The following is a 12,531-nucleotide window of genomic DNA, read 5'->3' on the forward strand; positions in this document are numbered from 1 at the left end:
GCGGCGTCGGCATGGGCTATTCGCAGCACTCGGGCGTGGTGATCGTGTGCGACGGCACCGACGCTGCCGCCAAGCGCATCGAGCGCGTGCTCTTCAACGACCCGGCCACCGGCGTGATGCGCCATGCCGACGCGGGCTACGAGATTGCCATCGCGACCGCGAAGAAGCAGGGTCTCAAGCTGCCGATGGTCCGGGAGTGAGCATGCGCCGCGCGGCCACCAGAGCTGAATTGTTCGGCCCATGCAGCAGCACGGCAGGCGGTACAACGCATCCCGTCATGCGTGCTGAGACTCCATGCAGTCGACCACGGTCGACGACGGTCGACGCGAACGGGGACGATCACGCGAGAAGTCCATGCAGATGAAGCAAGCCGCATTCCTTGAGGCACTGTCCAGAACCCTGGGCGTTGATGATCTCCTGGTAGGGGATGCCGTTGCTGCGAGGCGTTGCAGCGACTGGAGCGGGGCGCCGGGGGGATTGCCACTGGCACTCGTGCGTCCACGCAACACGGCAGAAGTGTCGAGGGTGTTGCGCCTGTGCACTGAGCACCGCGTGCCGCTCGTCCCGCAAGGCGGTCTGACCGGACTGGCGGGCGCGGCGCTGCCCAGCACCGATGCCGTTGCACTGTCGCTGGAGAGAATGAACGCCGTCGAGGCGCTCGACGCCGCTGCCGGCACCATGACCGTGCAAGCCGGTGTCACGCTGCAGTCGGTGCAGGAGGCGGCCGCTGCACAGGGGTTGATGTTCGGCGTGGACTTTGGCGCGCGTGGTTCGTGTCAGATCGGCGGCGCGCTGTCGACCAGCGCGGGTGGCAACGGGGTACTGCAATTCGGAATGATGCGCGAGCAGACCCTCGGGCTGGAGGTGGTGCTGGCCGACGGCCGGGTGCTGCCGATGCTGCGGCCCATGCTCAAGAACAACACCGGCTATGACCTCAAGCAGTTCTTCATCGGAGCCGAAGGAACGCTCGGCGTGATCACGCGGGCGTTGCTGCGTCTGCATCCGGCACCGAAGGCGCGGGTGACTGCGTTGGTCGCGGTGGCGCAGTTCGACGACGCGCTCGCGCTGCTGGACCGTCTGCGGCGGTATTTTCCCGGGATGCTCGCCGCCTTCGAGTTGATGTGGCGAGACTTCGTGCAGACCTCGCTGCGCTGGCAGCACTTGCGTGAGCCCTTCGACACGGCGTATCCGCTGCTTGCGTTGATCGACGTCACGGGCGGAGACGAGGCCGGGTTGCGCGAGACCCTGGAGACCGGACTGGACGAGGCGATGGAGGCAGGCGTCGCGCGCGACGTCACGATTGCCCAGTCCCACGCGCAGGCGCGCGCCTTCTGGACGATCCGCGAGGCCACGGCCGAGTTGCCGCTGCACATGCGTCCGCCGATCAATCTCGATGTCAGCCTGCCAATGGCCTCTATCGGTCGTTTCGTCGATGCGTGCCGCGCTGGGCTCGACGCGCGCTGGCCTTCGCACCGCTCTCTCTTCTTCGGCCACGTGGGCGACAGCAACCTCCATGTCACCACGGATGGGCAATCGATCGGCGGCGAGGCCGAGGTCTTCGAGCGCATGGTCTACGCGCAGGTCGAAGCCAGCGGCGGCAGCATTTCCGCCGAGCATGGGATCGGCCTTCACAAGAAGCCCTACCTCAGCGCGAGCCGTACGCCCGCGGAATTGGCCACGATGCGAGCAATCAAGCATGCGCTCGATCCTCTTCATTTGCTCAACCCCGGAAAGATCCTAGACCTGTGAACACGAACATCTTCGAATTCGCGCGACCGGAAGTCCCACCGCTGCCGCCCTACAACGCAGGCCTCTCCTCGGAGGTCGTTCGCGCACGCTATCGCGTCGAACGGGTCGCCCGCCTTGCGAGCAACGAGAACCCCTACGGTGCCAGCCCGGCAGTGGCGAAGGCCTTGTCTGGTCTGGCCCCGGATGTCGGCAACTACCCTGATGCGCAGTGCACGGCGTTGCGGGCAGCCATCGCCGATCGCTTCTATGTGGAACCGTCGCAGATCGTGGTCGGCAACGGCTCCGAGGACATCCTGCGCATGCTCTGCCTCGCCTTCCTTTCGTCCGGGGAGCGCGTGTTGACGCAGCGGCCCGCTTTCGGGCTGCATGAGATCTACCCACGGATGATGGGTGCCCAGGTGGAGATGGTGTCGCTCACGCCCGAGCTCGGGTTCGACGTCGATTCATGGTGCGCGGCGCTGGCGTGCGGGCCCAAGCTCGCGATGATCGCGAATCCGTCGAATCCCGTGGGATGCATGTTCGATGCCGATGCGTTCGTGCGCCTGCTTGACGCGGCGTCGCCAAGCACCTTGCTGGTGATCGACGAGGCCTACTGGGAGTATGCGCAGCGCGAGGACGGATTTCCGGATGCATTGGCGCTCTTGCGGGGCAGGCGTCAACCTTGGATGGTGCTGCGCACGTTTTCCAAGGCCTGGGGGCTTGCAGGCCTGCGTGTCGGCTATGGCATTGCGTCGGACAGCGAACTCATCCAGATCGTCGATCGTGTCCGCACACCTTTCAACGTCAATCGTGCGGCCCAGTCGGGCGCGTTGGCAGCATGGGGTGATGAGGCGCACATGGACAGAGCCGTGACCGAGACGATCCGTTGCCGGGAGGTCCTGCGCGCCGGGGTGCATCGATTGGGCCTGAGCGTGGCGCCGTCGGCGGCGAATTTCCTGTTCATCGACCTCGGAAGATCCAACGGACCTGTCCATGAGGCGTTGCTGGCGCGCGGCATCATCATCAAGCCCTGGAAGGATGAAGGATATGAGTCTTTCATCCGCGTATCGGTGGGGACACCGGACGACAACGAACACTTCCTCGCAGCGCTGCGAGAGGTGCTGGGTAAGGCCGATTGAGCCGGCGTGGCCGGCGTTCTCCGCAGCGCCGGTTCATCGGCCCGCATGCGGACCGGAACCGCCCGAGGCCGGGAGGGCGTGAGGCGTCCAGCCAACGCCGGTGAGTAGGCATCCTTGGATATGATCCAAGACGCGAATTGCGTACTGGATCCGTCGCGCGCGAGCCCGACCCAACAAGATGACCTCCGCCGTAGCCTCCCCCAAGCCAGCAGTCCTCACGGCCGATTCGGTCACAAGTTCATTGCGAGAAATGATACTGAAGGGGCGATTGAGTATCGGCGTTCAACTGAAGCAGGAGGCGCTTGCCAAGCAGTTCGGCGTCAGCCGCATTCCCGTGCGCGAAGCGCTCAAGAGGCTGGAAGCGGAGGGCCTGATCGAACACACGGCGAATGCGGGATCGGTCGTGGCCTCGAAGTCGACGCAGGATCTGCTCGAGACGCTCGATATCCGGATCGCGCTGGAAACGCGGGCCCTGAAGGTGGCCGTTCCGAGGATGACGAAGGCCGATATCAAGGCCGCCAAGGAAATCATCACCCGTTATGACGGGAGCGATTCCCCTCTGGAATGGACCGAGTTGAACCTCGAGTTTCACCTGTGCCTGTATCGCGCCTGCGGGCGGCCAAGACTGCTGAAGATGATCGAGGACATCGTGCGAAGCATCAACATCCATCTTCGTGCGCACCAGTCTTCCACCGTCGGCCGCAAGTCGCCCCAGACAGAGCACAAGAGCATCCTGAAGGCCTGCGCGGCTGGCGATGTCGATCTTGCCGTCAGCCTGCTTGAGCAGCACATCGAGCACACGCAACGCGCGCTGCTGGATGCGGAGAGCCGTCCCTGACGGCGCGGCGCGCTCAGCCTTAGATGCCCTTGTCCGTCGGATGCCTGTAGAGGTCCCGAGTGGCTTCTGTCATCGGGAAGTTCAGGTTCACGCCGCGGGGCGGGATCGGCGAGGTGAACCACTTGGCGTAGAGTTCATTGATCTTGCCGGATTTCATCAGATCCTTGATCGTGACGTCCACCAGCCCCTTGAACTGGGGATCGTCCTTGCGCAGCATGATGCCGTACGGCTCCTGACGCAGCACTTCGGGCAGGATCTTGTAGTCGCCCGGTTTCGGGGATGCCGCGATCTGGCCGGCCAGAAGGACGTCATCCATCACGAACGCGCTGACGCGATCCGCATGCAGCAGCAGGAAAGAGTCCGAATGGTCCTTGCCGTAGACCTCCCGGACCTCCAGGTTGTCATTCTTCCGGTAGGCGCGCAGCAGCGGGATCGATGTGGTCCCTGTCGTCGTCGAAATCGTCTTGCCTGCGAGATCTGCAAAGGAGTTGATGCCGGAGCTCTTCTTCACCGCGGCGCTCACGCCCACCATGATGTAACTCGGCCCGAACGCGACCTGTTCCTGACGGACCATCGAATTTGTCGTCGAGCCGCACTCGAGGTCGACCGTCCCGTTGACGACGAGCGGAATGCGGTTCTGCGAAGTGACGGTCTGGAACTTGATCTGGAGATTGGGCAGATTCAGCTTCTGCTTCACGGCATCCACCACCTTCATGCATATGTCGATGGCATAGCCCACGGGTACGCCGCTGCCGTCCGTGTAGGAAAACGGGATCGACGCGTCGCGATTTCCGATCGTGATCGTCTTGCTGGCTCTGATTTTTTCCAGCGTCCCGCTCTCCTGCGCGAGCACGGGGCTGGCAGCGACAACAAGGCTCGCCAAGGCGATGGACGGAAGGGATTTCATCGAAACTCCGGAAGAGTGGTTGGAAGCTGAACTTGACGATTGGATCCAATATGGGATAACGTGTCAATATCAAGAGCCCTTCTTTCCCATGAACTCCTCATCCACTCAGAAATTCGACGTGGCCGTCATCGGCGGCGGCATCGTTGGTTCGAGCGTCGCGTACTACCTGCTCAAGGAAGCGCCTCACATTTCAGTGTGCGTGATCGAGCCGGACCCCACCTATGAGTTCGCCTCGGCCGTGCGCGCATCCGGCGGGTGCCGCGTGCAATTCACGTGCCCTGAAAACATCGAGATGTCGCTCTACAGCATCGACTTCATCCGGAACTTCGAGAAGACGATGATGGCCAATGGCCGCCCTGCGCCCGTCGATTGGGTGGAGGGCGGCTACCTGTTCATCGTGCCGCCGGAGCAGGCCTCCAAACTGGAACGCAACGTACGCAAGCAACTGGCGAAGGGCTGTGAAGTCGATCTGCTCGACAGGGAGGGCCTGAAGGCGAAGTTTCCCTCCATGAACGTGGACGACATCAGTGCTGGCGCGCATACGCCACGAGACGGCTGGTGCGATCCCAACGGGTTGCTCTGGGGATTTCGCCGGAAGGCCGTCGAGCTGGGCGCCACGTACATCCAGGACCGTTTTGTGGATGCGCAGGTCGACTCAGCAAAGGCCAGGTCAATCACATTGCAGAGTGGCATCCGCATCGAGGCCGATGCCTTCGTGAACGCGGCTGGCGCCTGGTCAGGGTTGATTGCAGACAAGTTCGGCATGAAACTGCCCGTGACTCCGATGCGCCGCTTCGAGCACTACTTCACTGCGGGGTCGCCCGTGGAGTTTCTTCCCTATGTCAAGGACGTCGCGCGGCTGGCATTCCGCTCCGAGGGCAAAGGCTTCTCGGGCGGCCTGGTCGACGGGAGCGCACAGCGCGGCTTCAATTTCGAGGTCGATCACGACTACTTCGAGCGTGTGGTGTGGCCCGCAGTGGCGCACCGCTTCCCGGCTTTCGAGGCGGCCAAATGCCATCGAACCTGGTCCGGCCTCTACGAAGTCAACGAACTGGACGGCAATCCCGTGATTGGGGCATGGAACAGCCGGCTGCCGAACCTGTACACGGTGGCAGGCTTTTCCGGCCATGGGATGATGCATGCCCCCGCTGCGGGACGCAGCATCGCGGAACTGGTCGTACACCGCAAATTCACGACGCTGGATCTCACTCGCATGGGCTATGAACGCGTGGAGACGAACACGCCTTACGCCGAAGAAGGCATCCTGTGATGACATTTCGCGCCGAAAATAGCACGCGAAATGCCGGCTCGATCTGCGAATCCTCCACGCAGACGGATCCCAGCAGCAACACACGCTGCACACCACCGTGCAGGCAGTGCGTGACAGCAGTTGCGTGAGCACACCACGTGCCGCGGCGATGGCCATTTCATCGCTGCCGTCCGGCAGGCGCAGCACCAGGTGCTATCCGGCGTTGCTGGCTTGGGGGCGCAGATGGCCGGCGTCGAGATGCTCAGTGATACGTCCCGCCGGCAAAGTCCGCCGCCGCGTGTACAGGACCGGAGGTTAGGTTCAAGCCGCTTGCAGGACCAGTTGATCTTCGAACTTATTGCGTGACCGAAACGACTTCGCGCACGGCGCGCAAGAAGTGCAAAGCAGGGCTCCGACACGGTGGGCCTTGGCGCTTCTCCCGCGGGTGAGTGCTACTAGGCTTGCACGTCGTTTGGCGGCCCGAGCGAAGCTATTCGCCTGGCATGCTGGTCATTGGGGATTGGCCTCGCGATGGACCACCGCCGGCGTTACTTTTGCGCTCATCGCGCAGCTTTCCTAAAGACTAAGGGGACCGATGCTTCGTGGACAAGCAATGTGTCAGAGCTTTGTGTCAGGCGACGTTTGTTGTCGCGACTGCGGCGTGCGTGTTCTCGCATCAGATTCTCCGCACGTGCACCTTCGCGTTCCCTGATAGCGAGTAACACGTCTTCGTGATCGGACTGGGCGCGCTTCAGATACGACAGTTCGAGGACGGGCTGCGAACCATGGATGCCTAATGCGCCCGCATCAGCAAGCGGTGACTTATTGACATGGTCGAGAGTGGAACGAAGCGTCTTGTTATTGGCCGCCCCCACCAGTGTCGCGTGAAACCGGGCATTCATTGAGGCCCATGCTGCGCTGTCCAGCACACCGTCGTTGGCATCCGCGGCTTCGAGCAAGAGACGTCCTTCTTCTACGCAGGCCGAAAGCGTTTCTAGATCGTCGTTAGATGGACCGCCCTCGGCCACCAGCCTTGCTGCCACGCCCTCAAGGACCCCGCGCAGATCGATGGCCTCGGCAACGTCGTCCATCGTAATGACGCGGACGTGATATCCGCGACTCCCCAGCCGTTCAACAAGGCCTTGTTTCTCGAGCTCGGCGAGTGCCAGTCGCAACGGGGTGCGGGAGACGGCGAGTTCTTGCGCCCATTCGACTTCAAGGACGCGCTGTCCAGCGAGAAGCTCGCCTTTCAAGATTCGCCGGCGCAGCTCGGCTGCCACGCGTTCGATTTGGGATGCCATGGTGTGTGTAGCCCCTTTCTGCTGCCGGAGGCTTCGATCTCCTCGAAGTCTAGCTGCCTTGGATTCCTGGTTTGACTCTTTCGGCAGTTTAAATGCATGCATTGAAGAATGAGAATGCATGCATTGGCGATGAGATTCTGGGTGAAATAAGGGGTTTTCCCTAAAGAATCTGGTCATTTTGGCGTGCATTATTCGACAGCACCGAAACACAATGCATGCAAAATTGTGTGACTGACGGCCTTGAGGCCGTTTCTTCACTCAGGCGCAGCGTTCCGAATCAAACCTCATTCATCAGGGCACCAAGATGCTGAACCTCAACAGAGCCGGTCTCAATTCACTGCAGGCAGAGGGCGCGGGCCACTCGCGATCCGTGCCCGCCGGTGTTCCTTTTCATCCCACCCCACCGCTTCAGGCAACGCGTCCGCCGCGTTGTCCGCCTTTCGTCGAGGTCACGAATACAGACCAGCTCATGCCGTACCTCGAGCACGTGGCGCGACGTCCTTACAACCACGGCTTGAATGCGTGCTGGGGCCTCAAGGAGGGGGAGCGTGTCCTGCTGCGGGTCGACAACTGGCACAGTGAACTGACGATCCAGGCGTGCCAGAAGATCCTGGAGACGTACAAGGTCAAATACGAGATTCAGAAGATCGACCGTGGGCCTGTGCCGCACTGGGTCGGTGCTGACGAGGTCGAGTACTACCTCTTCCGCACCAAGGAACTGGCGGAATGGATGGACATGTGGGAGGAAGAAGAGAAGAAGAGAAAGTACGACAAGATCTTGATGGGCTATGGCGGTCCGGTGCTCGCCGAGCGGTTCATCAAGATTCAGCGCATGCCGTTCATCACGCCAGAGATCCTGGCATCTCCGGCGCATGCAATGCCCATCGAAGTGATCAACGCGATGGACCAATGGGCCTGGGAGCGCATCCGCGGCGCGAAGCGGGTACGCATCACAGATCCGGAAGGCACCGACCTCACGTTCACGAATCACGACGACTACTGGGACGCAAAGAGAGAGTTCTACAACGAAGAACTGACGGCAAGGACCTGGCGTGGAAATGAGCATTTCGGCAAGACGTACTTGCCGGGCCACATCACAGGGCGCCCATGGATGTTCCACCCGACGAAGGAAGACGGCTGTGGCGTCATCGCCGGGACCACGAATCACATTGCGGCCGTCGATTGGACACAGTTGATCGTCGAAAACTCGAAGATCCAGCAGATCAATGCGGGCGGTGCGTTTGGCGAGAAGCTGCGAGAGGTGATGGAACTCACCAAGGACAAGCAGTACCCCGGCTTTCCGAGCAAGGGGATCATGCACTGGTGGGAAGCTTCCATTGGAACCAACCCGCACATTCACCGCCCGCGCAAGGACTTCCCTACAGGCTTCGTCAATTGCCTGTACGAACGTGTCCGCTCGGGCGTGATCCACATGGGATTCGGCACCATCATCTCTTCGATGACGGAGCGCGAGGCTGCGCGTCTGGGTCTGCTCGTGGGCCACTGGCATCTGCACCTGTACTTTCCAACCTATACCGTCGAACGCTCGGGTGACAACGAGAACGTGATCGAGAACGGGCGCCTGAAGGCGCTCGACGACCCGGAAATCCGCAAGCTCTGCTCAAAGTATGGCGACCCGGACCTCTGGCTCGACGAGAGCTGGAATCCAGCGGTCCCGGGAATCAACGCGCCGGGAGCCTATTGGGACCACTACGCCAAGGACCCCCTGCACTGGGTCAAGACGGAGTTGGAGGTTTGCCGCAACTACCACCCATTGTTCATGAGCATGGTTGGCGCGGACGACAAGTACTGCAAGGGCGAGGGCGCACGTTGGTGGAAGGGCGGGTGCTGCAACCACAGCGGCGTTCAAGCCCCCGTGCTTCCTGGCAACTGCTGCGATGATTCAGGTGCGGCCACAGTGGATCTCGGTTGCTGTCATCCTGCGAGTCCACACGAACAGGCAGCACGTGATGAGGCGGTCTGGAATCCGCTGTCCGGGGTGTGAGCCATGGAAACATCACAGGCCCGACTTCCCAATCGTCGCGCGGTTGTCGCGGGGGTGACCGCTGCGGTTTTGACAGGAACTCTCAAGAGCCTTGCTCATTCGCAAGGCATCTATCCTCATAGGCCCGTCCGAGTCATCATCCCGTTTCCCGCGGGCGGGGGAGGCGACACCCTTGCAAGACTCATGTTGACCAAGGTCGCGGCTGGGCTTGCGCAGCCCTTCGTGTTCGAGAATGTTGGCGGGGCAGGAGGGAACCTGGGCAGCGCGCAGGCTGCCCGCGCGGAACCTGACGGGTACACCCTGCTCTACGCGACCAACGGAACGCTTGCGATCAATCAGACGCTTTACTCGAGGCGGTCTTTTGACCCGCTGAAGGACCTTGTTTCGGTGTCCCGTTTGTCCGAGATTCCACTGGTGCTGGTGGTGCGGCAAGAGAGCTCCCTCAAGTCGGCCACTGACCTGCTCGCGCAAGCGAAGGCGAAACCGGGTGGGCTCACATTCGGATCCGCTGGAAACGGGACGACTTCGCACTTGGCGGTGGAACTGCTCAAGGCCCAACTCGGGCTGCACATGGTCCACATCCCCTACCGCGGCGGAGCGGCCTCACTCACGGGGCTCATGGGCGGCGACCTGGATTTCATGATGGAGGTGACGGCCAGCGCGATGCCGCACGTCAAGTCCGGTCGCCTGAGGGCACTGGCGGTGACCACCCGCGAGCGTTTGCCCTCGATGCCGGACGTGCCATCCCTGGCTGAGTCGGGGGTTTCTGGATTTCATGTCACCGCGTGGGACGCGTTGATGGCGCGTGCAGGCACGCCGCCATCGATCGTTGCGACGCTCGTCAAATCGGTCCAAGGGGTGCTTGCGGACCCGGAGACAGTCAGCCAGCTGACGCAACGCGGGGCAATCGGCAGCCCGCTGACGGGCGATGCATTCACGCGTTTCATTCGAGCAGAGATCGAGCGCTGGGGCAAGGCCGTCAAGCTCTCTGGCGCCACTGTCGACTGAAGCTCCCATGATCAGCCAGTACTGCGTTGGGCTGCGGGAGCACGCCGCCTTGGGTTGGACGCGCCATGCGCATCGGCCTTCCGGGTGGCTGCTGCTCGGGGCCTGCCTGATTGACGGGCGCTCCATTGCTGCCGACATGCTGATCGCGCGCTGTACCTCCGACTGGTCTTGGACGCTGGACTGGTCAATCTGGGCGGATCACTTTCTGGCCTTCCCGGTGATATCGCTGGTGATGGTTGTGCTGTGCTTCTTCCGTTCATCCAGAGATGAGCGCTATAGCTTCGCAACTGGGCTCAAGCGCAATCTGATCATGGCGGCGGCAATGCTGCCGGCCTGTGCAGTCGCAAGCCGACTTTCCTCACTGTTCGGTCCAGCTTGGGCGACCAGCATCTATGCGGCGACCATGGTCATCGTCGCAATATGCATTGCCGATGCGCTCGAGAAGGCTTTGATGGCGCCGAGGCGTTTGATCGCTTCGCCAATCAGCGCCTCTCGCTCACGAAGCGGCAGGAGGAACGCTCTATTGAGGGTCGATCCCAACCAATCTGGGGCAAGACCATCGCGTTGCCCTGAGACCGAGTCGCGGGGCGCAATGGCTCCGCGCGCCGATGCGCAAGCCGAGCCTCGGCAGTCACAGTGAGCTCTACGTACCGGATCCCCATTTCTTAACCTTGGAGAAACCTGCAATGAAAGAATCTCTAGTTGCGTTGACTGTCCTGGCTGTCGCCGGTGCTGCGTCAGCCCAGTCGTCTGTCACCGTTTTCGGCGTGGTCGACGCGGCTGTCAGCGGCTACTCGAACAAGTCGAAAAATGTCGGCTTCCCGACGCTCGCCAACCCTTTCGATAGCGTCAAGGTAAGCCGCACCGCGCTTTCGAACTCTGGCTACAACACCAGTCGCCTGGGCTTTCGAGGTACGGAAGATCTCGGCGGTGGCCTGACGGCCAGCTTCTGGCTCGAGGCTCCGATCACCAACGATGATGGCCAAACCGGCATCTCGACATTCGCTCGTCGTTCAACTGTGAGCCTGTCTGGCGCATTCGGTGAGGTTCGCCTTGGGCGCGACTACACCCCTATGTACTGGAACGACACCGTGTTCGACCCCTTTGGCGCGAATGGCGTCGGCGCCAGCCTGGTCTTTACCGCCAATGGGGCGTTCAACACCTTCAACGGCGCTGCGGCTCCGGCGGTCGTCGGCGTCCCCAGCGTGGTCGGCAGCAACTATGCGCGTGCCAGCAACAGCATCGGCTACTTCTTGCCCTCGAACCTCGGCGGCTTCTATGGCCAGGTGATGTACGCCTTCCACGAGAAGGACAAGTTCGATCCGGCTACTGTTACCCCGACCGCGCTGAACAACTCGCGCACCGGTCGTTATATCGGCGGTCGATTCGGCTACGCCAACGGTCCGCTGGACGTGGCACTCGCCTACGGCAACAGCACCATTGGTGATAACTTCTTCGCCGGCACCACGACCTCGGTGAAGACCGTCAACCTCGGCGGTTCGTACGATTTCGGGGTGGTCAAGCTCTTCGGTGAGTACTCGAAAGCAAGCAAGGAGGTCGACTACGAAGTCACTCCCCTCGCTCCTGTAGTGGATACTGACCTCAAGGGCTATGTGTTTGGTGTCACCGTGCCCGTGGGGCCGGGGCTGATTCGCGTGGCTTACTCGCAAGTGAAGTATGACTTCAACCTGCCGTTCTCGCTGGCTGACGATCCGAAGGCGGACAAGGTTGCTATCGGCTACGTTCACAACCTGTCGAAGCGCACGGCGCTCTATGCGACTATTGCTCGAGTGAACAACAAGAACGGTTCTGCTCTCACCGTTGGCGGCCCGGCGTTCATCAGCAATGCGACGTTCGCCCCAAAGACTTCCACGGGCTACGACGTCGGCATCCGTCACGCCTTTTAGTTTCGGCTGCAGAAACGAGCCGAAGCGCCTAGTGGCTTCAGCAATAGGCGCCCCTCCTTCACGAAGCGCCGATCACAGCGCTACTCGAGCTTGACCCAAATCAATCCTAAGGCATGTCTTCGCGCTGTCCCGAGATGCCGCGCGAGAGGGCCTTCATTCCCTTCATTCATCACAAGCCCGGCCCAGACCGGCAAGGAGACACACATGCAACGAGTACGCCTCAAAGCTCTTCCGATTCTCTCGTTGGTTGCCGCGCTCAGCGCCTGCGGGGGAGGGGAAGGGGGAGGAGGTGAGGGAAGTTATTCCGGTGGCGACCCCATCGCTGTTTCGGTATCAGGTTCCGAGGCCAGGGCGACGACCGCACTCGGCTCGTTGGTTGGTGTCCGATCCGATGGCAGTCTTTCTGTAAGCGTACGGCAATCACACCTTGACTGAGCCGTGACGCGAAT

General features: G+C 61.7%; 10 protein-coding genes and 1 pseudogene. 9 read left to right on the top strand and 2 right to left on the bottom strand.

Features of this window, described 5'->3' with window-relative positions:
• From PMI12_RS24540 to PMI12_RS24555, 4 genes and pseudogenes are all read left to right on the top strand, one after another.
• Positions 1–200 (top strand): annotated as a pseudogene (locus PMI12_RS24540) (urocanate hydratase); the annotation flags it as partial.
• A gap of 160 nt (positions 201–360) precedes the next feature.
• Positions 361–1,749, top strand: a complete 1,389-nt coding sequence (locus tag PMI12_RS24545; protein ID WP_042674226.1) for an FAD-binding oxidoreductase — start codon at positions 361–363, stop codon at positions 1,747–1,749.
• A complete protein-coding gene (locus tag PMI12_RS24550; protein ID WP_007837883.1) occupies positions 1,746–2,867 on the top strand; it encodes a histidinol-phosphate transaminase in 1,122 nt (373 codons plus the stop codon). Before PMI12_RS24545 ends, PMI12_RS24550 begins: the two co-directional genes overlap by 4 nt.
• Positions 2,868–3,045: 178 nt before the next feature.
• Positions 3,046–3,705: a GntR family transcriptional regulator gene (locus PMI12_RS24555; RefSeq protein ID WP_042674216.1), complete on the top strand. Its 660-nt coding sequence runs from the start codon at positions 3,046–3,048 to the stop codon at positions 3,703–3,705.
• Between the two features lie 19 nt (positions 3,706–3,724).
• On the opposite strand, the gene PMI12_RS24560 is transcribed toward PMI12_RS24555, so the two are convergent.
• Positions 3,725–4,612 carry a transporter substrate-binding domain-containing protein gene (locus PMI12_RS24560; RefSeq protein ID WP_007837885.1) on the bottom strand — a complete coding sequence of 296 codons (888 nt, stop codon included), beginning with the start codon at positions 4,610–4,612 and terminating at the stop codon, positions 3,725–3,727.
• Between the two features lie 88 nt (positions 4,613–4,700).
• Here PMI12_RS24560 and PMI12_RS24565 point away from each other — a divergent pair, with 88 nt between their 5' ends.
• Complete coding sequence (locus PMI12_RS24565) at positions 4,701–5,882, top strand: NAD(P)/FAD-dependent oxidoreductase (protein WP_007837887.1); 1,182 nt, start codon at positions 4,701–4,703, stop codon at positions 5,880–5,882.
• Positions 5,883–6,421: 539 nt separating this feature from the next.
• On the opposite strand, the gene PMI12_RS28400 is transcribed toward PMI12_RS24565, so the two are convergent.
• The gene (locus PMI12_RS28400; RefSeq protein ID WP_157632280.1) at positions 6,422–7,162 is read right to left on the bottom strand and encodes a GntR family transcriptional regulator; all 741 of its coding nucleotides are present in this window, start codon (positions 7,160–7,162) and stop codon (positions 6,422–6,424) included.
• Positions 7,163–7,466: 304 nt separating this feature from the next.
• On the opposite strand from PMI12_RS28400, the gene PMI12_RS24580 reads away from it, so the two are divergent.
• The 4 genes from PMI12_RS24580 (at position 7,467) to PMI12_RS24595 (ending at position 12,082) form a co-directional block, all read left to right on the top strand.
• On the top strand, positions 7,467–9,167 hold the full coding sequence (locus tag PMI12_RS24580; protein WP_237726171.1) for a hypothetical protein: 1,701 nt from the start codon (positions 7,467–7,469) through the stop codon (positions 9,165–9,167).
• Positions 9,168–9,350: 183 nt separating this feature from the next.
• Positions 9,351–10,175 carry a Bug family tripartite tricarboxylate transporter substrate binding protein gene (locus PMI12_RS24585; RefSeq protein ID WP_007837892.1) on the top strand — a complete coding sequence of 275 codons (825 nt, stop codon included), beginning with the start codon at positions 9,351–9,353 and terminating at the stop codon, positions 10,173–10,175.
• A gap of 7 nt (positions 10,176–10,182) precedes the next feature.
• Positions 10,183–10,815 (top strand): hypothetical protein, encoded by a 633-nt coding sequence (locus tag PMI12_RS24590; protein WP_042674224.1) that lies wholly within the window; start codon positions 10,183–10,185, stop codon positions 10,813–10,815.
• A 46-nt stretch (positions 10,816–10,861) separates the two neighbouring features.
• Positions 10,862–12,082, top strand: a complete 1,221-nt coding sequence (locus PMI12_RS24595) for a porin (protein WP_007837893.1) — start codon at positions 10,862–10,864, stop codon at positions 12,080–12,082.
• Positions 12,083–12,531 lie beyond the last annotated feature (449 nt).

Origin of the sequence: Variovorax sp. CF313, from assembly GCF_000282635.1 — a bacterium.
Classification (GTDB): Bacteria; Pseudomonadota; Gammaproteobacteria; order Burkholderiales; family Burkholderiaceae_C; genus Variovorax.